At 61.2% G+C, this 22,440-nt stretch carries 19 protein-coding genes; 13 read left to right on the top strand and 6 right to left on the bottom strand.

What is annotated here, in order from left to right; all coding sequences use genetic code 11:
• Positions 1 to 39 precede the first annotated feature (39 nt).
• Together M5C56_RS04080 and M5C56_RS04075 are read left to right on the top strand one after the other, a co-directional pair.
• Positions 40 to 1,149 (top strand): efflux RND transporter periplasmic adaptor subunit, encoded by a 1,110-nt coding sequence (locus M5C56_RS04080; RefSeq protein ID WP_103497299.1) that lies wholly within the window; start codon positions 40 to 42, stop codon positions 1,147 to 1,149.
• Positions 1,146 to 4,208: an efflux RND transporter permease subunit gene (locus M5C56_RS04075; RefSeq protein ID WP_103497298.1), complete on the top strand. Its 3,063-nt coding sequence runs from the start codon at positions 1,146 to 1,148 to the stop codon at positions 4,206 to 4,208. Before M5C56_RS04080 ends, M5C56_RS04075 begins: the two co-directional genes overlap by 4 nt.
• Positions 4,209 to 4,312: 104 nt before the next feature.
• On the opposite strand, the gene M5C56_RS04070 is transcribed toward M5C56_RS04075, so the two are convergent.
• From M5C56_RS04070 to M5C56_RS04060, 3 genes are read right to left on the bottom strand one after another with little or no spacing between them, the layout of a single operon-like run.
• Positions 4,313 to 4,663, bottom strand: coding sequence for a RidA family protein (locus M5C56_RS04070; protein WP_103497297.1), 351 nt, complete (start codon positions 4,661 to 4,663; stop codon positions 4,313 to 4,315).
• A 28-nt stretch (positions 4,664 to 4,691) separates the two neighbouring features.
• Positions 4,692 to 5,936: an FAD-dependent oxidoreductase gene (locus tag M5C56_RS04065; RefSeq protein WP_103497296.1), complete on the bottom strand. Its 1,245-nt coding sequence runs from the start codon at positions 5,934 to 5,936 to the stop codon at positions 4,692 to 4,694.
• A gap of 4 nt (positions 5,937 to 5,940) precedes the next feature.
• Positions 5,941 to 7,359, bottom strand: a complete 1,419-nt coding sequence (locus tag M5C56_RS04060; RefSeq protein WP_103497295.1) for a PLP-dependent aminotransferase family protein — start codon at positions 7,357 to 7,359, stop codon at positions 5,941 to 5,943.
• 445 nt (positions 7,360 to 7,804) lie between these two features.
• Between M5C56_RS04060 and M5C56_RS04055 the strand changes: the two genes are divergently transcribed.
• From M5C56_RS04055 to M5C56_RS04040, 4 genes are read left to right on the top strand one after another with little or no spacing between them, the layout of a single operon-like run.
• A complete protein-coding gene (locus M5C56_RS04055) occupies positions 7,805 to 8,770 on the top strand; it encodes a transporter substrate-binding domain-containing protein (RefSeq protein ID WP_103497294.1) in 966 nt (321 codons plus the stop codon).
• A gap of 48 nt (positions 8,771 to 8,818) precedes the next feature.
• Positions 8,819 to 9,595 (top strand): amino acid ABC transporter ATP-binding protein, encoded by a 777-nt coding sequence (locus M5C56_RS04050; protein WP_103497293.1) that lies wholly within the window; start codon positions 8,819 to 8,821, stop codon positions 9,593 to 9,595.
• A gap of 3 nt (positions 9,596 to 9,598) precedes the next feature.
• On the top strand, positions 9,599 to 10,279 hold the full coding sequence (locus tag M5C56_RS04045) for an amino acid ABC transporter permease (protein ID WP_103497292.1): 681 nt from the start codon (positions 9,599 to 9,601) through the stop codon (positions 10,277 to 10,279).
• Between the two features lies 1 nt (position 10,280).
• Positions 10,281 to 10,928: an amino acid ABC transporter permease gene (locus M5C56_RS04040; protein ID WP_103497291.1), complete on the top strand. Its 648-nt coding sequence runs from the start codon at positions 10,281 to 10,283 to the stop codon at positions 10,926 to 10,928.
• 66 nt (positions 10,929 to 10,994) lie between these two features.
• Here M5C56_RS04040 and M5C56_RS04035 read toward each other — a convergent pair whose 3' ends face one another.
• Complete coding sequence (locus tag M5C56_RS04035; protein WP_103497290.1) at positions 10,995 to 11,909, bottom strand: LysR family transcriptional regulator; 915 nt, start codon at positions 11,907 to 11,909, stop codon at positions 10,995 to 10,997.
• Positions 11,910 to 12,018: 109 nt separating this feature from the next.
• On the opposite strand from M5C56_RS04035, the gene M5C56_RS04030 reads away from it, so the two are divergent.
• From M5C56_RS04030 to M5C56_RS04015, 4 genes are all read left to right on the top strand, one after another.
• Positions 12,019 to 12,831 carry a phytanoyl-CoA dioxygenase family protein gene (locus M5C56_RS04030; protein WP_103497289.1) on the top strand — a complete coding sequence of 271 codons (813 nt, stop codon included), beginning with the start codon at positions 12,019 to 12,021 and terminating at the stop codon, positions 12,829 to 12,831.
• A gap of 87 nt (positions 12,832 to 12,918) precedes the next feature.
• Positions 12,919 to 13,887: an ABC transporter substrate-binding protein gene (locus M5C56_RS04025; protein WP_247263051.1), complete on the top strand. Its 969-nt coding sequence runs from the start codon at positions 12,919 to 12,921 to the stop codon at positions 13,885 to 13,887.
• Between the two features lie 70 nt (positions 13,888 to 13,957).
• Positions 13,958 to 14,809: a proline/glycine betaine ABC transporter permease gene (locus M5C56_RS04020; RefSeq protein WP_247263052.1), complete on the top strand. Its 852-nt coding sequence runs from the start codon at positions 13,958 to 13,960 to the stop codon at positions 14,807 to 14,809.
• Positions 14,806 to 15,636 carry a glycine betaine/L-proline ABC transporter ATP-binding protein gene (locus M5C56_RS04015; RefSeq protein ID WP_103499738.1) on the top strand — a complete coding sequence of 277 codons (831 nt, stop codon included), beginning with the start codon at positions 14,806 to 14,808 and terminating at the stop codon, positions 15,634 to 15,636. Before M5C56_RS04020 ends, M5C56_RS04015 begins: the two co-directional genes overlap by 4 nt.
• Positions 15,637 to 15,740: 104 nt before the next feature.
• On the opposite strand, the gene M5C56_RS04010 is transcribed toward M5C56_RS04015, so the two are convergent.
• Positions 15,741 to 16,463, bottom strand: a complete 723-nt coding sequence (locus M5C56_RS04010; protein ID WP_103499737.1) for a FadR/GntR family transcriptional regulator — start codon at positions 16,461 to 16,463, stop codon at positions 15,741 to 15,743.
• Positions 16,464 to 16,510: 47 nt separating this feature from the next.
• Complete coding sequence (locus M5C56_RS04005) at positions 16,511 to 18,247, bottom strand: IlvD/Edd family dehydratase (RefSeq protein WP_103499736.1); 1,737 nt, start codon at positions 18,245 to 18,247, stop codon at positions 16,511 to 16,513.
• Positions 18,248 to 18,438: 191 nt separating this feature from the next.
• Here M5C56_RS04005 and M5C56_RS04000 point away from each other — a divergent pair, with 191 nt between their 5' ends.
• Genes M5C56_RS04000 through M5C56_RS03990 form a run of 3 tightly spaced genes read left to right on the top strand, consistent with a single transcriptional unit; the run spans position 18,439 to position 22,366 of the window.
• Complete coding sequence (locus M5C56_RS04000; RefSeq protein WP_103499735.1) at positions 18,439 to 19,761, top strand: MFS transporter; 1,323 nt, start codon at positions 18,439 to 18,441, stop codon at positions 19,759 to 19,761.
• 21 nt (positions 19,762 to 19,782) lie between these two features.
• Positions 19,783 to 20,775, top strand: a complete 993-nt coding sequence (gene araD1, locus M5C56_RS03995; RefSeq protein WP_103499734.1) for an AraD1 family protein — start codon at positions 19,783 to 19,785, stop codon at positions 20,773 to 20,775.
• 10 nt (positions 20,776 to 20,785) lie between these two features.
• A complete protein-coding gene (locus tag M5C56_RS03990) occupies positions 20,786 to 22,366 on the top strand; it encodes an aldehyde dehydrogenase (NADP(+)) (protein WP_103499733.1) in 1,581 nt (526 codons plus the stop codon).
• The last annotated feature ends 74 nt before the right edge of the window (positions 22,367 to 22,440 follow it).

The following is a 22,440-nucleotide window of genomic DNA, read 5'->3' as shown; positions in this document are numbered from 1 at the left end:
AATGTGGCTCCTGTCCTATTCCATTCAGTAAGGGTACCTATGCACCGGCTTCGACCTATCACCATTGCCGCTTGCTTGTTGCCTCTCGTCCTGGCGGCGTGTGGCGATTCATCCACCGCCCAAGATCCGCGCACGCTTGCGCCCCTGGTCAGGGTCTCTGAGGTTCAGGGTTCGTCCGACACCGCGCGATCTTTCACCGGTGTCGTGGCGGCTCGTGTCCAGAGTGATCTGGGGTTCCGGGTGTCAGGCAAGGTACTTGAGCGTCTGGTCGATACCGGTCAGGCGGTCAAGCGTGGTCAGCCGCTGATGCGTCTCGACCCCATCGACTTGGGGTTGCAAGCACGAGCGCAGCAGGAAACGGTCGCTGCCGCCAAAGCCCGAGCCAAACAGACCGCGGATGACGAGGCTCGCTATCGCGACCTGGTTGCCGCCGGTGCCATTTCCGCCTCGAGCTACGACCAGATCAAAGCCGCAGCCGATACCGCGAAGGCGCAACTGAGCGCCGCGCAAGCCCAGGCTGACGTGGCCCGTAATGCGTCGGGCTATGCCGTGCTGCTCGCGGACGCCGACGGTGTTGTGATGGAGACGCTCGCCGAGCCAGGGCAGGTGGTCAGCCCTGGGCAAATCGTGATTCGACTGGCGCGGGCCGGGCAGCGCGAAGCCATCGTGCAGTTGCCAGAGACGTTGCGTCCGGCCACCGGGTCCACCGCGCAGGCGACGCTTTATGGCAACACCTCGGGGGCGGTCACTGCGAAGCTGAGGCTGCTTTCCGACTCGGCGGATCGTGTGACGCGCACCTTTGAGGCGCGGTATGTATTGGAGGGCGCGCTGGCCAATGCGCCGCTGGGTTCGACCGTCACCCTTCGGATCGCCGAAGGCTCTGCGCAAGGGCCGGTCCTGCAAGTTCCTATCGCTGCCGTCTATGACCCGGGCAAGGGAACGGGTGTGTGGGTCATTGCCGGCGAACCGGCGAAAGTCAGTTGGCGACCTGTTCAGGTCCTGGGCTTGAGCGACGACGCTGCCCGAATAGCCGGTGATCTCAAGGTTGGCGAGCGTATTGTCGGGCTGGGCGCGCATCTACTGCGCGATGGCGAGGAAGTGCGGCTGACCCAACAGGGTGATGTGAAGGTTGCCGGGGGCCGTCAATGAGCCTCAATTTATCGGCGCTCGCCGTTCGCGAGCGTTCTATCACGGTGTTTCTGATTTTTCTGATTGCCGTCGCGGGTACGCTGGCGTTCTTCCAGCTGGGGCGTGCGGAGGACCCGCCGTTCACAGTCAAGCAATTGACCGTCATCACTGCCTGGCCGGGCGCGACGGCCCAGGAGATGCAGGATCAGGTCGCAGAACCCTTGGAAAAGCGCCTGCAAGAATTGAAATGGTACGACCGCACGGAAACCTACACCCGTCCGGGACTGGCTTTCACCATGGTGTCGTTGGTCGATCGCACGCCGCCTTCGCAAGTACAGGAGGAGTTCTATCAGGCGCGCAAGAAACTCGACGATGAGGCCGCGAGACTGCCGGCGGGCGTTATCGGGCCGATGGTCAACGACGAGTTTTCCGATGTGACATTCGCGCTGTTCGCCCTCAAAGCCAAAGGCGAACCGCAGCGTCTATTGGTGCGTGATGCTGAGTCGTTGCGCCAGCGCCTGTTGCACGTGGCGGGCGTGAAAAAGGTCAACATCATCGGCGAGCAGGCCGAACGCATCTTTGTTTCCTTCTCCCATGACCGGCTGGCCACCTTGGGGGTCTCGCCCCAGGATATCTTCGCCGCGCTGAACAGCCAGAACCTGCTCACGCCCGCTGGCTCGATCGAAACCAAAGGGCCACAGGTCGTCCTGCGGGTGGACGGCGCCTTCGATAAATTGGCGAACATTCGTGACACCCCCCTTGCGATTCAAGGTCGCACGCTCAAGCTCTCGGACGTCGCGACAGTCGAGCGCGGATATGAAGATCCGGCCACCTTCCTGGTGCGCAATAACGGCGAAGAGGCGCTGTTGCTGGGTGTCGTGATGCGTGAAGGCTGGAACGGCCTGGACCTGGGCAAGGCCCTGGACGCGGAAACGGCCAAGATCAATGAAGGCATGCCGCTGGGCATGACGCTCACCAAGGTCACCGATCAATCGGTGAATATCGACTCGGCGGTCGGCGAGTTCATGGTCAAGTTCTTCGTCGCGCTGCTGGTGGTGATGCTTGTCTGCTTTCTCAGCATGGGCTGGCGGGTCGGTGTGGTGGTCGCGGCGGCTGTGCCGTTGACGTTGGCCGTGGTGTTTGTAGTGATGGCGGCCACCGGAAAGAACTTCGACCGTATTACCCTCGGTTCGCTGATCCTGGCACTCGGGCTGCTGGTGGACGATGCCATCATCGCGATCGAAATGATGGTGGTGAAAATGGAGGAGGGCTACGACCGGATCAAGGCCTCCGCGTATGCCTGGAGCCATACGGCCGCACCGATGCTGTCCGGTACGCTGGTGACGGCTATCGGCTTTATGCCCAACGGCTTCGCACAATCGACTGCCGGCGAGTACACCAGCAACATGTTCTGGATCGTCGGCATTGCCCTGATTGCTTCCTGGGTGGTCGCCGTGGCCTTTACCCCGTATTTGGGCGTGAAGCTGTTGCCGGACATCAAGAAAGTCGAGGGGGGGCACGCGGCCATCTACAACACCCCTCATTACAACCGCTTTCGCCGGATTCTGACCCGCGTCATCGCCCGCAAATGGTGGGTGGCCGGCACTGTGATCGGTACCTTTGTCGTGGCCATTCTTGGCATGGGCCTGGTCAAGAAACAGTTCTTCCCGACCTCGGACCGTCCAGAGGTGTTGATCGAAGTGCAAATGCCGTATGGCACCTCAATCGAGCAGACTAGCGCCACCACCGCCAAAATTGAGGCTTGGCTGCAAAAGCAGGCTGAGGCAAAAATCGTCACGGCGTATGTCGGGCAAGGTGCGCCACGTTTCTATCTGGCCATGGCGCCGGAACTCCCCGATCCGTCTTTCGCGAAGATTGTGGTGCTGACGGATAGCCAGGAGGCGCGCGAGGTCCTCAAGTTCCGTCTCCGCGAGGCTGCGGCGGAGGGACTTGCCCCAGAGGCGCGTGTCAGGGTGACTCAGCTTGTTTTTGGGCCGTACTCGCCATTCCCTGTTGCCTACCGGGTGATGGGGCCTGACCCGTCGAAATTGCGTGAGATCGCAGACCAGGTCGAGGGTGTCATGCAGGCGAGCCCGCTGATGCGGACCGTCAATACCGACTGGGGGGCGCTGACGCCGACGTTGCATTTCAGCCTGGACCAGGATCGCCTGCAGGCGGTAGGCCTGACGTCAAATGCCGTCGCCCAGCAGTTACAGTTCCTGCTCACGGGGGCGCCGATCACGGCGGTTCGCGAGGACATCCGTTCGGTGCAGGTGGTCGGTCGCGCCGCGGGTGATATTCGGCTCGATCCCGCCAAGATAGAAGGTTTTACCCTGGTGGGCGCGGCGGGGCAGCGTATTCCGCTGTCCCAGGTCGGAGAGGTTGATGTGCGCATGGAGGAGCCGATCCTGCGGCGACGTGATCGTACCCCGACCATTACCGTGCGCGGCGACATTGCCGAAGATTTGCAGCCGCCAGACGTATCGAGCGCGATCCTCAAGGAACTGCAGCCGATCATTGACACCCTCCCTGACGGCTATCGAATCGAGCAGGCGGGGGCGATCGAGGAGTCGGGAAAGGCGGGCAAAGCGATCGTGCCGCTGGTCCCGATCATGGTCGCCCTGACGTTGCTGATAATCATCGTTCAGGTACGATCGATCTCGGCCATGATCATGGTGTTCCTCACTGCGCCGCTTGGGCTGATCGGCGTGGTACCCACCTTGCTGGTTTTCAACCAACCGTTTGGTATCAACGCCCTGGTCGGCCTGATCGCCCTTTCGGGCATCCTGATGCGCAATACGCTGATCCTGATCGGACAGATCCATCACAACGGGCAAGACGGGCTGGTTCCTTTCCATGCGGTGATCGAAGCCACCGTGCAACGGGCCCGTCCGGTATTACTGACGGCATTGGCGGCCATCCTGGCGTTCATCCCTCTGACGCACTCAGTCTTCTGGGGGACGTTGGCCTACACCCTGATCGGCGGCACGTTCGTTGGCACCATCATGACGCTGGTGTTCCTGCCGGCGATGTATTCCATCTGGTTCAAGATCCGTCCCGATAATGAGAGGGGCCAATGATTGATCTCGAAGGTCAAAAACAAATCGTAGTCACGGGCGCCGATGCAATTGTATCGAATCGCTCGTCGACGACGCTCGTGTCATGTCAGGGGGACGTGCATTGATCAGCCTATGGCTGCACAGACAATAATTTCCACCAGCAGCCGCGGATCCGCCAGTTTCGCCTCGCCACAGGCGCGGGCGGGGGCGTGGCCGGTTGGAACCCAGGTATCCCAGACGGTATTCATGGCTTCGAAGTCGGCCATGTCCGCGAGCCAGATGGTGACTTGCAGCAATTGTTCTCGCGTTGAACCCGCCTCCTTCAGCAAGGCATCAACGCGCGCAAGCGCGTCGCGGGTCTGCTCGGTGACATCGTGCCGGGGGTCACCGACTTGTCCGGCCAGATACAAGGTGTTGCCGTGGATGACGATCTGGCTCATGCGTGGGTTGGTGTGTTTGCGTTCGATGGTTTGCATCAATTGCTCTCCTGCGAAATGGCGGCGCTCAGAAACGTCGCACCGAAAAACGTTCAAGCCATTGCGGCGTTTTGCCGGCAATGCAGTCCGCGACCAACTCTCCGGTCGCGCCAGCGAGGGTCAGGCCCAGGTGTTGGTGGCCGAAGGCGTAGATCAATCGAGGTTCGTTCGGTGAGGGCCCGATGACCGGCAACGAGTCGGGCAGCGACGGCCGGAATCCAAGCCATTTCCGAGCGACAGGTTCTGTCAGTCCCATGACTCGGCGCACATGCCGCTCCAGATAATCAAACCGCTTGGGGTTGGCCGGGTCGTTGATTGAACCGAGCTCGACCGTACCCGCGACTCTTAACCGCCCGGCCATGGGCGTCATGTAGAACGCACTTTCCACCGGGCAGCATGGACGGTTGAGCAGGGTGTCTTGCAGATCAAACTCAATGTGATAACCGCGCTCGGTATCCAGCGGAATGTGATCGCCGACCTGACGTGCCAGCGCCGCGGACCAAGCGCCGCCACACAGCACCACCCGGTCGGCGCGATAGGACTGGCCTTCGGCGCTGAGCAGATGCAGGCCGTCGCTGTGCCTTTGCAGGCCGATGATCGTTGCCTGATGCAACGCCCCTTCAGCCACCAGCGGTGCCGCCAGCGCTTCAATGAAGGCACGCGGGTCATCCATATGGGACGACTCGGGAAACAGGATGCCGGCCACCGATTTGCCCGCCAGGGCCGGTTCCAGCTGTTCGACATCGGCAGCGTTCAGTACCTGCTGTGCGATACCCAGCGAGCGGCGCAATTCGATGGCGGCCTGGGCGCCGGCAAAACCTTGTTCGGTACCGTAGGCATAGAGGCAGCCGTTGTGACGCAGATGCTGGTCGGCCTCTGGGCAGTCAGCCAGCAATGGCGCATAACCGCTGTAGGTGTGTTGCAGTATTTTGCTCAGGGCCAGTGTGTTGGCTTCACAGTGCGAGGCGCGACATTCATTGAGAAACCGCAACAGCCAGGGCATCAAGCGGGGCAGGCGTGCCCAGTTGATGACGAAGGGCGAGTCCGGCGAAAACAGCAACGACGGAATCGCCTTCAGCAACGATGGCTGGGCAATGGGCATCACGCCGTAGGGCGCGAGGGTGCCGGCATTGCCGTAAGAGGCCCCGGAGGCGATCGCATCGCGCTCGAGCAACAACACCCGGTAACCCTGGCGACGTAGCCAGAGTGCGCTCGCAACCCCGACGACACCGGCACCGATAACGGCAATTTCGCAATGGACTGGCTGTGTCATGTCCTCAGATCCGGTTGTGCATGTAGAGATGACCCTGGCGCGCCAGTTGGCTGATCACTCCCAGGGCCTTGACCAGATGCTCGCGCGACAGGGCCGCGGAGATATTGATGCGCACGGCTTGCGGCGACAGTTCCGGACGCAGGGTGAAGGCTCCACCGGCCAGTAGCACGACACCGCGGTCCTGGCACAGCCGGGCGAAACGCGAGCCGGTCCAGGGTTCCGGCAGCACCAGCCAGGCATGGGTGCCGGTAGCGCTGTGCTGGAATTCCAGGCCTTCAAGATGAGTCGCCAGCAGTGCCTGGCGGATCCGCAATTCTTCGCGTTGCTCCGAGACCAGCTGTTCGGCGTGGCCATCCTCGATCAATTGGGTCGCGATCAGTGCCGTCAGTGGCGAGGTGCTCCAGCAATCGATGCGTTGCATGGCGGCGATGTCTTGCACCAACGGCTGGGGCGCCATGACAAAACCCATGCGCAGCCCGGGGGCGATGCATTTGGAGAGGGCTGAAATATAAATCGTCCGCTCAGGCATCAGTGAGGCGAAGGAGGGCGGCGATTGATCCAGCAGGGGCCGATAGACATCGTCCTCGATCACCAGCAGGTTGGTTTCGCGAATCACCGCGGCCAGTGCCTCGCGGCGCTCGGCATCCAGGGTAATGGCGGTCGGGTTATGGATCGAAGGCACCAGAAACAGCAGCCGTGGCTGATGTTCGGCGCAAGCCAGGCGCAAGGCTTCGGGTGACATGCCGCGCGCGTCGGCGTCGACGCCGACCAGAATCAGGCCCAGCGAGCGGCACAAGGCGTTGATGCCTTGGTAGGTCACGCTGTCGGCCAGCACGGTGTCACCGCTGTTGGTCAGGCTGCGCAGGGTATTGGCGATGCCATGTTGAGCGCCCTCGACGATCAGCATCTGCCCGGCCTCGGCGTGTACGCCGGTGTGGCGCAACCACTGCGCGGCGGCTTCGCGGGCCCAGAGCGGGCCTTCGGACGGGTGATAGTCCTTCATGTCGCTAAAGCGTGGATCGCTGGAGAGACGCGGTAGTAACTGCGCCAGTACCCGATTGAAGCCATCGGTGGCCGGCCGGTTGACGCTGAGGTCCACGGTGCCCGGGTCGTTGCTCGGCGCCGACTGGAACTGTGCGGCCGGATGCCGCGGCAGGGCGACTTGGGTGCCGCGCCCCGGCCGGCTTTCGACCAGGCCTTTCTGCTGCAGCACGGCCATGGCCTTGGTCACCGTGGTGATGTTCAACCCCAGTGCACTGGCGAACTCGCGATGCGGCGGCAGGCGCTCGCCCGGCTTGAGCTTGCCGTGGCGGATCGCTTCAGCCAGTGAGTCGGCCAACTGGGCGTAAAGGGTTTCCGCTTTGTCACGCTGCAAGGCCGCGCTGGCCTTGAGTTCGTCCAGCAGTTGTTCGAATTGACTCATGGTGCTTTATCCCTGCTTGTCATGCTTGAAGCAAGACAATAAACAAATTTGTATTGCTTTTTATCCGATACAAGTCCTGTTGACAAGCGAAAAAACCGTGATTAGTGTGTGAGTTGTAATGCTTGTAATGCATCACAATAAGAAAAAATGGCTGTCACTCCCAACGCAGTGGGGTATGCACATGGTGATCGACATGTTCCAGCCGGGCTCGTCCCGACAACCACCGGCCGTTCAGCTCGTTGCTGGGCGGCACAGAGTATGCAGGAGCCACGGCGGCGGCGCGACCGAGCTGCGAAATGTGGCGGTTGGCGTGGTTGCCCTAAGCTGTGGTGAGCGTGATTACGGGTGTTTTGGGTGATGCGACCCAGGACGATCGAACCATGGATGGCGTTTGAATTGTACGGCTTGTAATGGTCCAGAATAATCATTAACCAATAGGTGATCTATGTCCGACTTCAAATTCGACACCCTGGGACTCTCTCGGCGCGGGCTGCTCAAAGCCGCCGGCTACGGTTCACTGGCGGCCTTGGTGGGCAGTGCGATGACCCCGATGTCCTTCGCCTTCGCCGCTGGGAAACCGATCAAGACCGTACGTCCCGGCTACCTGACGGCCGCGTGTCTCGGCGACATGCCCTTGGGCGCGTTGCGCGAAGGCGTTCCGGTCGGCACCGACCTGGAGTTGCTGAAGATCATTGCCGATCGCCTCGAACTCAAGCTCGATGTACTGACCATGGGCTTCCCGGCGGTGGTCGAAGCCGTCAGGTCGGGACGTGCCGACTGGTTCGGTGGCAATTTCGCCTGGAACCCGATGCGCTCGAAGATCCTGCTGTTGACCGACCCGGTGTTCTACACCGGTGCCTACGTGATCATGCGCGACAGCGAGCCGTTCGAGACTTCCATCACGGTGAACGATGTCAAAGGCCGCACCATCGGTGCCATCACCGGTTATTTCACCATCCCCGACATGAAGAAAATCGACGGTGTGAAAGAGGTCAAGCTCTACGACAACACAGACTCCTGCCTGCGTGACGTGCGGGCCGGGCGCCTGGATTTTGCCGTGCTGGATGCTCCGACCATCGACTACATGATCCTTCAGGACCCCAGCCTCAAGCTCAAACAGATCCCCATGTCCTACGATGAAAAATTCCCCAGCCTGACCGCCAAGTTTGAGGCGATCTGGGGCGTTCATCCGCAGAACCAGGACTTGTTCGATGGCGTGAACCAGGGCCTGCGCTGGCTCAAGAGTACCGATCAGATCAAGCCGATCCTTGCCAAGTACGGGATCAAGAACCCCGACTACCTTGCGCCTCCCGCCAAGGATCCGCGCATCGGTGTCGACCGGGACGAGAAGGGCAACCTTATCGGGCCGTTCGAGCACCCGCCGCGGGATTTCAGCCAGTCCTTCGCCTGAATCGACGTCACGATCACGCTTGGCCTCATCCACTCACGGACATTACACATGGCTGAATCAACCCCACTGGTGCGGATCGAGGGACTCTACAAGTCCTTCGGTAGCCTGGACGTTCTCAAAGGTATCGACCTCGATGTACAGCAGGGTCAGAAGATTTCGCTTATCGGGCCCAGCGGGTCGGGCAAGACCACCCTGCTGCGCTGCGTCAACTACCTCGAAGAACCGACCCGAGGTGATATTTACATCGATAACGAACTGATCGGCCAGCGTCTGGTGGGCACACGCAAAGTGCCTATGAGCGATAAGGAACTGGCGCGCATGCGCACCGAAATCGGCATGGTGTTCCAGCGCTTCAACCTGTTTCCGCACCTCTCGGTCCTGGAAAACATCATCCTCGGGCCGCTCAAGGTGCAACAGCGCAGTCGCGCGGAAGCGGTGGAGCTGGCCGAAGACCTGCTGAACAAGGTGGGCATGTTCGCCAAGCGTGATGTCTATCCGGAACAGCTCTCGGGCGGGCAGCAGCAGCGTATTGCGATCGCCCGGGCGCTGGCGATGCGGCCCAAGTTGATGCTGTTCGACGAGGCAACCTCGGCGCTGGACCCGGAACTGGTGGGTGAAGTACTGAGCGTCATGCGCAAGCTGGCGGAAGAGGGCATGACGATGATCATCGTCACCCACGAAATGCATTTCGCCGAAAGTGTCTCCGATCAGGTGATCTTCATGGCCGACGGTAACATTGTCGAGCAGGGGCCGCCCCGGCAGATTTTTCGCGAGAGCCAGGTCGAACGCACCCGTTCCTTTATCCGTGCCGTGCAGGAGCATTGATCGATGCTCGATTCGACTGCACTGCACAAAGCCATCGAGATGCTGCCGTACTTTTTGAAGGTGCTGGGCATCGGCGCGCTGACCACCGTCGGCTTGACCGCCGCGGCGTTCGTCGTGGCAACGTTGCTGGGTTTTTGCCTGGCGTTGATGCGGCTCTCGCGCAGCCGGGTCTTGAGTTTGCTGGCGAGCCTGTACCTGGAGGTGTTTCGCAACATACCGATCCTGACCCAGCTGTTCATCCTCTACTTCGGGCTGACGTACATCGGCATCACGCTGCCGGCGATCGGCGCGGCGATCATCGGTTTTGGCCTGAACGGTGCGGCGATCCTGTCGGAAGTGTTCCGTTCAAGCATCCGTACGATCGATCGCGGGCAAAGCGAAGCGGCGTTTTCCATCGGCATGACCCGCGCACTGGCGATGCGCATCATCGTATTGCCCCAGGCATTCAAGGTCGCCATTCCGGGGATGGCCAATTTCGCCATCGGCCTGCTCAAGGACACGTCCCTGGCATCGGCGGCGGCGGTGCCGGAGCTGACGTTCAAGGCGCGGATGCTGGTCAGTGAAACCTACCAGACCAATCAGATCTACTTTCTGCTGGCGATCATCTACCTGGTGTTGAGCCTGGTGCTTTCCCACTGGGCGGCGCGGACCGAACGGCGACTCAAAGTCGTGAAGGAGAATTGATATGGGTTATGGCGAGTTGTGGGAAGCAACCCATGTCGAGTTGTTGGCGGCGGCCTGGGCCACGCTGCAGTTGGCGTTCGGCGCACTGGTCATTGGCTTGGTCGTCGGCCTGCTGGTGGCACTGGCGAGACTCTCGAGCAATCGGCCATTGCGCCGTGCGGCGCTGATTTACATCGAGGTGTTTCGTGGCACCCCGGCGCTGGTGCAACTGTTCATCGTCTACTTCAGCCTGACCGAAGTCGGCGTTCAATTCAGCTCTTTCCAGGCGGCCATGATCGGCTTGGGGCTGAATGCGGCGGCTTATCTGTCGGAGATTTACCGTTCGGGCCTGGAGGCGGTGCCCAAGGGGCAGGTGGAAGCGGCCAAGGCGATTGGCATGCCTCATCTCAAGGTATTGCGCTGGGTCGTGTTGCCCCAGGCCATTCGTATCGTGCTGGCGCCCATCGGCAACGTGGCGATCTCGTTGTTGAAGGACACGTCCGTGGCATCGCTGATCGCGGCGCCGGACTTGATGCTGCGGGCCCAGGACTTGAGTAGCGTGTACTTCATGCCGCTGGAGATCTACATCCTCGTGGGCGCGATTTATTTTGCCCTGTGTTACCCGCTATCGCTGGGGGTGCGCTTACTGGAGCGCAAGACGCGGCATTGAGCCAATGGCTTGTCCGGCTTTTATCCGGACAAGCCGCGCTGGATGCGGATACACCCCGCGCAATGGTCAATTTGACGCAAACGGTAGTCGCTCCGCGAACCAGGCCACCGCTTGGAGCTTGAACACTTCGGCCGGTGGCGTTAAAGGGTAGCGCTGATCATAGGCCAGGACGATGCGCTGGGCCGGCAATTCTTCCCGTATCGGGCGACAGACCAGGGGCTGGCCGTCGTAGCTACGGTCGCCGTAGGGGCGGGTGTAGGTCAGCGCCACGCCGAACCCGTTGGCCACCAGGCTGCGTTGGAATTCGAAGCTGTGGGTCCGTTGGACGCTTGCGGGGGAGAGCCCATGGAAGCTGAACAGATCCAGCACATGCTGCCAGCTATGGATCTGATCCGTCACCACCAGGTTGCATTCGCTCAGCGCCGCCAGACTCACCCGGGACTGGTTTGCCAGCGGGTGGTCGGCCGGCAACAAGGCATGGGCGGTCAACTGGCACAGCTCCACGCATTCCATATGGGCCGGCAACCCGAGATCGTATGTCAGCGCCAACTCCAGGGCGCCTTCGGCAAGGCGCTTGCCCAGGTATTCGAAGCTGCCTTCGCGCATATCGACAGTGACCTGGGGGTAGTCGCGCTGGAGGTGCCGCAGGATCTGCGGCAGGCAGTACGGAGCCAGGTCCGCGTAACAGCCCAGCACCAGTTCCCCGGCAAAATCACTGCTATTGCTGCCGATATCCGCAAAGCTCCGCGCTTCGGCCAGGACGCGTTTTGCCTGGGCCATCACCGTGCGGCCGAAGGGGGTGAGGGACACGCCGAGCCCACGCTGGCGAACAAACAGCGGCTGGCCGAATAGCACCTCGAGTTCGGTAATGGCCGTGGAAATCGAGGGCTGGGAAACGTGCAGCTCTTCGGCCGCCAGCGTGAGATTGCCGTGCTTGGCGGCGGCGAGTGCGTAGCGGAGTTGTCGCAGGGTGAACTTCATAAGTTTTTCTTGGGAGATAAATCAATACTTATTATTTTATCATTGTTGTGTGCCGTGAAATATTTGTCCAGCGCCCACATTTATTTCCTCCTTCAAGGAGTTTCAGGTCATGGCACACAGCGCATTCACCCTTGACGAAAAAGATATCGAAGCCTTCCAGCGCGATGGCGCGGTTTGCCTGCGCGGTATTTTCACTGATTGGATCGAGACGATTGCCACCGGTATCGAACGCAACCTGACGGAGCCTGGCGTTTACGCCAGCCACTACGTGGAGAAGGACGACAAGCCGGGTGGTTTTTTTGATGACTATTGCAACTGGCAGCGGATTCCAGAGTTTCGCGCAACGGTGGAACAGTCGCCTGCCGCCGCTATTGCCGCGGCCGTCATGCGTTCGCGTTCGGCGCAGTTCTTCCATGACCATGTGCTGGTCAAGGAGCCGGGGGCGCAGAAAGCCACGCCCTGGCATCAAGACATCCCCTATTACTTTGTCGAAGGACAGCAGAGCGTCAGTTTCTGGATCCCGGTGGATCCGGTACGCGAGTCGACACTGCGCCTGCTGGCCGGCTCGCACCGTTGGGAAAAAGGCATAAAACCCGTCCATTGGGCCGATCAAAGCGATTTTTATCGGGATGCGGATGGATACCGCGATGCGCCCGATCCAGATAAGGAAGAGGGCCTGCAGATCCTCGAGTGGGAGATGCAGCCCGGCGATGCGGTGCTGTTCGATTTTCGCACCGTGCATGGCGCCAGGGGCAATGCCTCGGCGCAGCGTCGACGGGTGCTGTCGCTGCGTTGGCTGGGCGACGATATCCGTTATTTCGAGCGTCCAGGACGGACCTCTCCACCGTATCCAGGGCATGCGATGCAGACCGGTCAGAGACTGCGCGAAGATTGGTTCCCGACGATACATCAAGGAGTTTGAGCTTCACGTTGAAAACCGATGTTCGCCACTGCGATGGCGAACACTTGCACTGCCATAACCCTGTTCTCTGTGTTGGAGCGTGCGATTGTGAAAATCAAAAAAAACCTTACCGCCACACTGATTTCCCTCGGCCTGTTGGCTGGAAGTGCTGCAAGCCAGGCCGCCAGTTGGTGCGAGTCGGGTAAACCGGTGAAATTCGCCGGGCTCAATTGGGAGAGCGGCATGTTGCTCACCGAGGTGTTGCAGATCGTGCTCAAGGACGGCTATGGCTGTGCCATCGACACCTTGCCGGGCAACTCCATCACCATGGAGAGCGCCTTGGGCAGCAACGACATCCAAGTCTTGTCTGAAGAGTGGGTCGGTCGCAGCGAAGTCTGGAACAAGGCGGCAGCGGCCGGCAGGGTAGTCGGTGTCGGCGCACCGATCGTTGGCGCCACCGAAGGCTGGTACGTGCCACGTTATGTGGTCGAAGGCGACGCCAGGCGCAACCTCAAGTCCAAGGCGCCCGGGCTGAAGAATATCGCCGATCTGGGTCAATACGCTGTGTTGTTCAAGGACCCGGAAGAGCCGAGCAAAGGCCGCTTCTACAACTGCCCGGCCGGCTGGACCTGTGAGCTGGAAAACAGCGAGATGCTGAAAAGCTACGGTCTGGAAGCGAGCTACACGAATTTCCGTCCGGGTACCGGCCCGGCGCTGGATGCCGCCGTGCTGTCGAGCTACAAGCGCGGCGAGCCGATCCTCTTCTACTACTGGTCGCCAACGCCGCTGATGGGGCAGGTCGACCTGGTCAAGCTGGAGGAGAAGCCGGGTGTCGACAAAAAGATCAGCATCCAGGTGGGGCTGTCCAAGGCTTTCCATGACCAGGCACCAGAACTGGTCGCGGTGCTGGAAAAGGTCAATCTGCCGATCGACCTGCTGAACCAGAACCTGGCCCGGATGACCAAGGAGCATATCGATTCTCCCAAGTTGGCGAAGATCTTCTTCAAGGAACACCCTGAGATTTGGCAGGCTTGGGTCAGCGCTGACGCTGCCAAGAAAATCAACGCGGCTCTGTAGGTCGATGATCTCCCGGCTAACCGCAAGGCTGGCCGGGAAGCTTGCCACAACCACTTGATCGAGGGTTCCAATGTTTCCCGAGCGTTTCACATTCTCCATCGCCGACTGGGTCAACCGTTGGGTCGATGCACTGGTGACCAACTACGGCGATGTGTTCCGCCAGATTTCCGACACCCTGCTGTGGGCCATCGTCAATCTTGAGGGTTTGCTCCGCACAACGCCCTGGTGGCTGATGCTGGCCATTGTCGGCGGTATCGCCTGGCACGCCACCCGCAAGCTGGTCACCACCACCGTTATCGTCGGCCTGCTGTTTCTGGTGGGGGCCGTCGGCCTGTGGGACAAGCTGATGCAGACCCTGGCGCTGATGCTGGTGGCGACGCTGATTTCGGTACTGATCGGCATTCCCCTGGGTATTCTCTCGGCCCGCAGCGATCGCCTGCGTTCAGTGTTGATGCCGTTGCTGGACATCATGCAGACCATGCCCAGCTTCGTGTACCTGATTCCGGTGCTGATGCTGTTCGGCCTGGGCAAGGTCCCGGCGATCTTCGCCACGGTGATCTACGCCGCGCCGCCGCTGATCCGCCTGACCGATCTGGGCATCCGCCAGGTGGATGGCGAGGTCATGGAAGCGATCAACGCCTTTGGCGCCAGCCGCTGGCAGCAGCTGTTCGGCGTGCAACTGCCGTTGGCCCTGCCGAGCATCATGGCCGGGATCAACCAGACCACCATGATGGCCTTGTCGATGGTGGTGATCGCCTCGATGATCGGTGCCCGTGGCTTGGGTGAGGACGTGCTGGTCGGGATTCAAACCCTCAATGTCGGACGCGGCCTGGAAGCGGGCCTGGCGATCGTGATTCTCGCGGTGGTGATCGACCGCATTACCCAGGCCTATGGTCGGCCACGGCATGAGGTGAGCAAATGAGCATGGCATCGATGAACAAGATCGAAGTGAAAAACGTCTTCAAGATCTATGGTGCCCGCGCTGAAGATGCGTTGAACATGATCCGCCGGAAGAAGACCAAGGATCAGGTCCTGGCCGAAACCGGCTGCGTGGTCGGGGTCAATGACCTGTCGCTGTCCATTGGCAATGGCGAGATTTTTGTGATCATGGGACTGTCCGGTTCGGGGAAGTCGACCCTGGTGCGTCACTTCAACCGCCTGATCGACCCGACCTCCGGCGCGATCCTGGTCAATGGCGAAGACATCATGCAATACAACATCGAGGCCTTGCGCCAATTCCGTCGGCACAAGATCAGCATGGTGTTCCAGAGCTTCGGCCTGCTGCCGCACCACACCGTGCTGGATAACGTCGCCTACGGCCTGAAAGTCCGTGGCGAGAGCAAGGCAATGTGCGCCGAGCGTGCGCTGCACTGGATCGCTGCCGTGGGGCTCAAGGGCTACGAAAACAAATACCCGCATCAACTGTCTGGCGGCATGCGTCAGCGGGTCGGTCTGGCTCGGGCCCTGGCCGCCGACACGGATATCATCCTGATGGATGAAGCTTTCAGCGCCCTCGATCCGCTGATCCGCGCCGAGATGCAGGACCAGTTGCTGGAGCTGCAAGAAAGCCTGCAAAAAACCATTGTTTTCATCACCCATGACCTCGACGAGGCCGTGCGCATCGGCAATCACATCGCCATCCTGAAGGACGGCCGGTTGATCCAGGTGGGTACCCCGAAGGAAATTCTCTACTCGCCTGCCGACGAATATGTCGATCGTTTCGTCCAGCGGCGTGTGGTCACTTTATAAAATGATCGACGGCTCAGCGCTTATAACCTGGCAGGGCAAAGGAGCGGCCTAGCCAGTCGGTATGACTCGCGGCGGTGCCCGGCAGCGTCCCCCTGCAAGCAAGACTATAGCGGCGTCAGCACATTCATCACCGTATCCAGTGCCACGCGCGTATCGTCCAGTTGCACCAGCGACGCATGCCGGGCGCCGAGGGCGTCACGGTTCTTGATCGCGGTGAGGATCGCCTTGTGCCGGGGCAGGCTGAGGCGCTGGATATCGGGGCGGCGGTTGGTGATGCTGATGGACTCGCGCAGCGGCAACGACAGCATGTTGCACATATAGGCGAGCAAGTCATTGCGCGTGGCGTCGGCAATGGCCCGGTGGAAGTCCAGGTCGGCCTGCAGCAGCGCGTCGTGGGTCTGCGCCGTCTCCATGCCCCGGTAGGCATTTTCGATGGTGGTGATGTCTTCGTCGGTCGCGGTGGACGCGGCCATGGCGGCGATTTCCGGTTCGAGAATGCGGCGGACGCCCGCCAGGGTGTTGAAAAACTCGCTATGGGGCGTGGACTGCATCAGCCAGGACAGCACGTCGGGGTCGAGCAAGTGCCATTTCACGCGAGGCCGTACCACCGCCCCCACCCGTGGCTTGGAATACACCAGGCCCTTGGCGCTGAGTACGCGGGTCGCCTCACGCAACACCGAGCGGCTGACTTTGTACTCTTCGCAGAGCGTGGCTTCCATGGGCAGTCTTTCTTCCGGCTTGAAGCGTCCGGAAACGATGTGCATGCCCAAGTCCTGAACGATTTGGGCGTGCATGCTCTTACGCGGCTTGGGCGACTGCTGATCCATAACGAGGAGGTTGCTCTGGCTAAATACCGTGCATCATACCATTGCAATTAGTGGGAATGACGCGGGACTTCCGCCCCACGGCAACCCACCAGGAAATCGAAGTCGCAACCCTGGTCCGCCTGCAGCACATGGTCGATATACAGCTGGCGATAGCCGCCGACGAGCAACGGCTGTGGCGGCTTCAGGTCCGCCATGCGCGCGGCCAGCTCGGCGTCCGGGATATCCAGGTGCAGACGGCCGTTGGCACAGTCGAGCTCGATCCAGTCGCCTTCGCGTACCGTGGCCAAGGGCCCGCCGGCCGCGGCTTCCGGTGCCACGTGCAAGACCACCGTGCCATAGGCCGTGCCGCTCATGCGCGCATCGGAAATCCGCACCATGTCGGTCACCCCTTGGGCCAGCAGCTTGGCCGGCAAGCCCATGTTGCCGACTTCCGCCATGCCCGGATAACCCTTGGGTCCGCAGTTCTTCATCACCAGGATCGAATGGGCATCGACGTCCAGTTCCGGGTCGTTGATCCGCGCCTTGTACATGTCGAAGTTTTCGAACACCACCGCGCGGCCACGATGCTGCATCAGTTCCGGGCTGGCCGCCGAAGGCTTGAGCACGGCACCCAGCGGCGCCAGGTTGCCGCGCAGTACGCAGATGCCGCCGTCTGCGCGGATCGGGTTGGCGAGGGTACGGATCACTTCGTCCTGGCCGTAGATCGGCGCGTCTTTGGTGTTGTCGCCAAGGGACCTGCCGTTGACGGTCAGGGCGTTGGGGTGCGGGATCAGGTTGGCTTCACCGAGGCGGCGCAGCACCGCCGGCAGGCCGCCGGCATAGTAGAACTCCTCCATCAGGAAACGCCCCGACGGTTGCAGGTCGACGATGGTCGGTATGCCGCGACCCATGCGGGTCCAGTCGTCCAGGTCGAGCTCGACGCCGATGCGTCCGGCGATGGCTTTCAAGTGAATCACAGCGTTGGTCGAGCCGCCGATGGCCGCATTCACGCGGATCGCGTTTTCAAAGGCTTCCCTGGTGAGGATTTTCGACAGCTTCAAGTCCTCGCGCACCATCTCCACCGCGCGCATGCCGGACATATGCGCCAGCACATAACGGCGCGCATCCACCGCCGGAATCGCAGCGTTGTGGGGCAGGGAAGTGCCCAGTGCTTCAGCCATGCAGGCCATGGTCGACGCGGTGCCCATGGTGTTGCAGGTGCCCGCCGAGCGCGACATGCCGCCTTCGGCCGCGAGGAAGTCATCCAGGGTAATGGTGCCGGCCTTGACCTGTTCGCTGAGCTGCCACACCACGGTACCCGAGCCGATGTCCTGGCCCTTGTGCTTGCCGTTCAGCATCGGCCCGCCGGTGACCACGATGGCGGGGACGTCGCAGCTGGCCGCGCCCATCAGCAGCGCCGGAGTGGTCTTGTCACAGCCGGTCAGCAGCACCACGCCGTCGATGGGGTTGCCGCGAATGGCTTCCTCCACATCCATGCTCGCCAGGTTGCGGGTGAGCATGGCGGTGGGGCGCAGGTTCGATTCGCCGTTGGAGAACACCGGGAACTCCACGGGAAAGCCGCCGGCCTCGATCACCCCACGTTTGACGTGCTCGGCAATCTGACGGAAATGCGCGTTGCAAGGGGTCAGTTCCGACCAGGTGTTGCAGATCCCGATGATCGGCTTGCCGTGGAACTGATGGTCGGCAATGCCCTGATTCTTCATCCAACTGCGGTACATGAAGCCGTTTTTATCGGCGGTACCAAACCACTGGGCGGAGCGTAGGGCGGGCTTTTTATCAGACATGACGACTTCTCTTATTGTATGACTATATGTTCTTTATGTAGTTAACCATAGGCGCAAAATCTTCTGTTTGGAAGCATTGTTTAGTAAATAGTACTACTATATAGTCGTTTTCAGATGAGGTGCGACCCTGGTGGATTTCCGCGAGAGGCGTTCCCCGAGCTTCTATAAAAATAACAATCGGAGATCGATCCATGAGCGAGGAACCGCGGCTTATACGTTGTATCACGCTGAAACTGATCCCCTTCCTGATCCTGCTGTACCTGATCGCCTATGTGGATCGCTCGGCCGTGGGTTTCGCCAAGTTGCACATGGGCGCCGACGTTGGCATCGGTGACGCGGCGTATGGCCTGGGGGCTGGTCTGTTCTTTATTGGCTACTTTCTGTTTGAAATTCCGAGCAACCTGATGCTTGACCGCTTCGGCGCACGGCGCTGGTTCGCGCGGATCATGCTGACCTGGGGCGCCATCACCCTCGGCACGGCGTTTGTTCAAGGGCCGTACAGTTTCCATCTGATGCGCTTTTTGCTCGGCGCGGCGGAAGCCGGATTTTTCCCGGGGGTGCTCTACTACATCACCCAATGGTTCCCGGTACGCCATCGCGGCAAGATCCTTGGTCTGTTTATCCTGTCCCAACCCATCGCGATGATGATCACCGGCCCTGTCTCAGGCGGCCTGTTGGGGATGGACGGCTTTCTTGGCCTGCACGGCTGGCAGTGGCTGTTCATCGTCATCGGCACACCGGCGCTTCTGCTGACCTGGCCGGTGTTGCGCTATCTGCCGGACGGCCCGAAGCAGGTCAAATGGATGAGCGAGGACGAAAAGACCTGGTTGGCCGGCGAGCTGAACAAGGACTTGCAGGCCTATGGCCAGACCCGCCACGGCAACCCGCTGCACGCCCTGAAAGACCACCGCCTGTTGCTGCTGGCGTTGTTCTACCTGCCGGTGACGCTGAGCATTTACGGCCTGGGCCTGTGGCTGCCGACCTTGATCAAGCAGTTTGGCGGCAGTGACCTGACCACCGGTTTCGTTTCAGCGGTGCCTTATATCTTCGGCATCATCGGGCTGTTGATCATTCCCCGCAGTTCCGATCGCTTGAATGATCGTTACGGTCACCTGGCGGTGCTTTACGTGTTGGGTGCGGCCGGCCTGTTCCTCAGCGCCTGGCTGAATGTGCCGGTGCTGCAACTGGCGGCGCTGTGCCTGGTGGCGTTTGCGCTGTTTTCCTGCACAGCGGTGTTCTGGACGCTACCGGGGCGGTTTTTCGCCGGTGCCAGCGCGGCGGCGGGCATTGCATTGATCAACTCGGTGGGCAACCTGGGCGGCTATATCGGCCCATTCGTGATCGGTGCGCTCAAGGAGTACACCGGCAACCTGGCCTCCGGGTTGTATTTCCTTTCCGGGGTGATGGTGTTCGGGTTGCTGCTGACCGGCGTGGTCTACCGCGTGCTGGAGCGCAAGCACCTGCTGCCGGCCGACAGTTTCGCCGCCAGCGCCCGCAGCGCCACGCGTACTTAATCGACTATCAGGAGAAGACACATGCGTTTGGTTCAGTTCGAATTGCGTAACGGTGAGCGTCGGGTAGGCGTGGTTGAAGGCAGCACCTTGCGCGAAGTACGAAGCGCGCACAGCGTGCGCGAGCTGGCGCTGGCCGCCATCGAGGCGGGCGTCAATTTGCAGCAGCAGGTGCAAAGCCTCGGCTTGGGTGACAGCCATGACTACGCTGAGCTGTTGGCTGACCTGAAAATCCTGCCCCCGCTGGATCACCCGGACCCGGCCCATATGTTGGTCAGCGGCACCGGACTGACTCACCTGGGCAGTGCCTCGGCGCGGGACAAGATGCATCAGCAGGCCGGTGATGACAGTGCGATGACCGACACCATGCGCATTTTCAAATGGGGCGTGGAGGGCGGTAAACCGGCGTCCGGCCAGGCGGGCGTACAACCGGAATGGTTCTACAAGGGCGATGGCAGCATCGTGGTGCGTCCCGGCCAGCCGTTCCCGGTGCCGCCATTTGCCGAAGACGCCGGCGAGGAGCCGGAGATCAGTGGCCTGTATGTCATCGGCCCTGATCGCAAGCCTTATCGCCTGGGGTTTGCGGTGGGCAACGAATTCTCCGATCACGTAATGGAACGCAAGAATTACCTGTACTTGGCCCACTCCAAGTTGCGCAGTTGCAGCTATGGTCCGGAGCTGCGGGTGGGGGAGTTGCCCCGGCACCTGGCCGGCACCAGCCGTATCCTGCGCAACGGTGTGGTGATCTGGGAAAACGAATTCCTCAGTGGCGAGGCCAACATGTGCCATAGCCTGGAAAACCTCGAATACCACCATTTCAAGTACAGCCAGTTCCTCACGCCCGGCGATGTGCATATCCACTTCTTCGGCACCGCGACCCTGTCATTCGCCGACGGTATACGTACCCAGCCAGGCGATGTGTTCGAGATCAGCCAGGCCGAATTCGGCGCGCCGTTGATCAATGCTGTCGGCAACGTCGACGCGGTGTTCGAGCCCGGTAACGTCGTCACTCTTTAAGGAAATCACCATGACCCGGTTTTCAGGCCACAACTATATCGGCGGCCAGCGCAGCGCCAACGGCACCGTCAAGTTGCACAGCGTCGATGCCAGCAGCGGTGCGGCCTTGCCCCATGATTTCTACCAGGCAACCGCGCAAGAAGTCGATGCCGCCGCCAAGGCTGCCGCGGCGGCTTACCCGGCTTACCGCGCCTTGAGTGCGCAGCGCCGCGCGAAATTCCTGGAGGCGGTGGCCGACGAGCTGGACGCGCTGGGGGATGATTTCGTCGAGCTGGTCTGCCGCGAAACCGCGTTGCCCGCCGCCCGTATCAAAGGCGAGCGCGGTCGTACCAGCGGGCAGATGCGCCTGTTTGCCACGGTGCTGCGGCGCGGCGATTTCTACGCTGCGCGCATCGACAGTGCATTGCCTGATCGCCAACCGCTGCCGCGTCCGGACCTGCGCCAATATCGCATCGGTCTGGGGCCGGTGGCGGTGTTTGGCGCCAGCAACTTCCCCCTGGCGTTTTCCACGGCGGGGGGTGACACCGCTGCGGCACTGGCGGCGGGATGTCCGGTGGTGTTCAAGGCCCATGGCGGTCATATGGCGACGGCCGAGCAGGTCGCCGATGCAATCATTCGTGCGGCACAGGCCACCGGTATGCCGGAGGGTGTGTTCAATATGATCTTCGGTGACTGGGTCGGTGAAGCGCTGGTCAAGCACCCGGCGATCCAGGCGGTGGGCTTCACCGGCTCGCTCAAGGGCGGACGCGCCTTGTGCGACATGGCGGCGGCACGTCCACAACCGATCCCGGTGTTTGCCGAGATGTCGAGTATCAACCCGGTCATCGTTTTGCCTCAGGCGCTGCATGTGCGAGCGGAAACGGTCGCCCGCGACCTGACCGCTTCGGTGGTGCAGGGCTGCGGTCAGTTCTGTACCAACCCCGGCCTGGTGATCGGTATTGCCTCGCCGGCGTTCACCGCGTTCACCCAGCAGGTCGCGCGGCTGATGGCCGATCAACCGGCGCAAACCATGCTCAATGCCGGCACCTTGAGCAGTTATGGCAAGGGCTTGGAAAAACTGCTGGCGCACCCGGGCATCCAACACTTGGCCGGTAGCGCTCAAGTGGGTAATCAGGCGCAGCCACAGCTGTTCAAGGCCGATGTCCAGTTACTGATCGACGGTGATGAGGTGCTGCAGGAAGAAGTCTTCGGCCCGACCACCGTGTTCGTCGAAGTCGCCGACCAGGCGCAACTCAGCGCTGCCCTGGGCGGCCTGCATGGCCAACTCACGGCGACGATCATTGGCGAGGCGGCTGACCTTGAACAGTTCGCCGAGCTGACGCCCTTGCTGGAACAGAAAGTCGGCCGCCTCTTGCTCAACGGCTACCCGACCGGTGTCGAGGTCTGCGATTCGATGGTCCACGGCGGTCCGTATCCGGCGACGTCCGATGCGCGGGGCACCTCGGTCGGGACCCTGGCCATCGACCGTTTCCTGCGCCCGGTGTGCTTCCAGAATTACCCCGATGACCTGCTGCCCGACGCGTTGAAAAACGCCAACCCGTTGCGCATTCAGCGGCTGGTGGATGGCATGCCATCGCGCGACCCGCTGTAACGCGCGCACCGATTTGCCGGATAAGGTCCGGCTTCACTGCTGTACTACGTACTCTCAAAAAAACAACAAGGAGT

Origin of the sequence: Pseudomonas sp. MWU13-2862, from assembly GCF_023242495.1 — a bacterium.
In the GTDB taxonomy this organism is placed as follows: domain Bacteria; phylum Pseudomonadota; class Gammaproteobacteria; order Pseudomonadales; family Pseudomonadaceae; genus Aquipseudomonas; species Aquipseudomonas gingeri_D.
The sequence above is the reverse complement of the archived record's forward strand: the minus strand, read 5'-3'. Positions and strand labels throughout refer to the sequence as shown.

What these genes read in the sequence shown, in the direction of transcription:
- M5C56_RS04080 (WP_103497299.1), top strand. Translation starts at nt 40, where the DNA reads ATGCACCGGCTTCGACCTATCACCATTGCCGCTTGCTTGTTGCCTCTC.
- M5C56_RS04075 (WP_103497298.1), top strand. Translation starts at nt 1,146, where the DNA reads ATGAGCCTCAATTTATCGGCGCTCGCCGTTCGCGAGCGTTCTATCACG.
- M5C56_RS04070 (WP_103497297.1), bottom strand. Translation starts at nt 4,663, where the DNA reads ATGCAAACCATCGAACGCAAACACACCAACCCACGCATGAGCCAGATC.
- M5C56_RS04065 (WP_103497296.1), bottom strand. Translation starts at nt 5,936, where the DNA reads ATGACACAGCCAGTCCATTGCGAAATTGCCGTTATCGGTGCCGGTGTC.
- M5C56_RS04060 (WP_103497295.1), bottom strand. Translation starts at nt 7,359, where the DNA reads ATGAGTCAATTCGAACAACTGCTGGACGAACTCAAGGCCAGCGCGGCC.
- M5C56_RS04055 (WP_103497294.1), top strand. Translation starts at nt 7,805, where the DNA reads ATGTCCGACTTCAAATTCGACACCCTGGGACTCTCTCGGCGCGGGCTG.
- M5C56_RS04050 (WP_103497293.1), top strand. Translation starts at nt 8,819, where the DNA reads ATGGCTGAATCAACCCCACTGGTGCGGATCGAGGGACTCTACAAGTCC.
- M5C56_RS04045 (WP_103497292.1), top strand. Translation starts at nt 9,599, where the DNA reads ATGCTCGATTCGACTGCACTGCACAAAGCCATCGAGATGCTGCCGTAC.
- M5C56_RS04040 (WP_103497291.1), top strand. Translation starts at nt 10,281, where the DNA reads ATGGGTTATGGCGAGTTGTGGGAAGCAACCCATGTCGAGTTGTTGGCG.
- M5C56_RS04035 (WP_103497290.1), bottom strand. Translation starts at nt 11,909, where the DNA reads ATGAAGTTCACCCTGCGACAACTCCGCTACGCACTCGCCGCCGCCAAG.
- M5C56_RS04030 (WP_103497289.1), top strand. Translation starts at nt 12,019, where the DNA reads ATGGCACACAGCGCATTCACCCTTGACGAAAAAGATATCGAAGCCTTC.
- M5C56_RS04020 (WP_247263052.1), top strand. Translation starts at nt 13,958, where the DNA reads ATGTTTCCCGAGCGTTTCACATTCTCCATCGCCGACTGGGTCAACCGT.
- M5C56_RS04015 (WP_103499738.1), top strand. Translation starts at nt 14,806, where the DNA reads ATGAGCATGGCATCGATGAACAAGATCGAAGTGAAAAACGTCTTCAAG.
- M5C56_RS04010 (WP_103499737.1), bottom strand. Translation starts at nt 16,463, where the DNA reads ATGGATCAGCAGTCGCCCAAGCCGCGTAAGAGCATGCACGCCCAAATC.
- M5C56_RS04005 (WP_103499736.1), bottom strand. Translation starts at nt 18,247, where the DNA reads ATGTCTGATAAAAAGCCCGCCCTACGCTCCGCCCAGTGGTTTGGTACC.
- M5C56_RS04000 (WP_103499735.1), top strand. Translation starts at nt 18,439, where the DNA reads ATGAGCGAGGAACCGCGGCTTATACGTTGTATCACGCTGAAACTGATC.
- araD1 (WP_103499734.1), top strand. Translation starts at nt 19,783, where the DNA reads ATGCGTTTGGTTCAGTTCGAATTGCGTAACGGTGAGCGTCGGGTAGGC.
- M5C56_RS03990 (WP_103499733.1), top strand. Translation starts at nt 20,786, where the DNA reads ATGACCCGGTTTTCAGGCCACAACTATATCGGCGGCCAGCGCAGCGCC.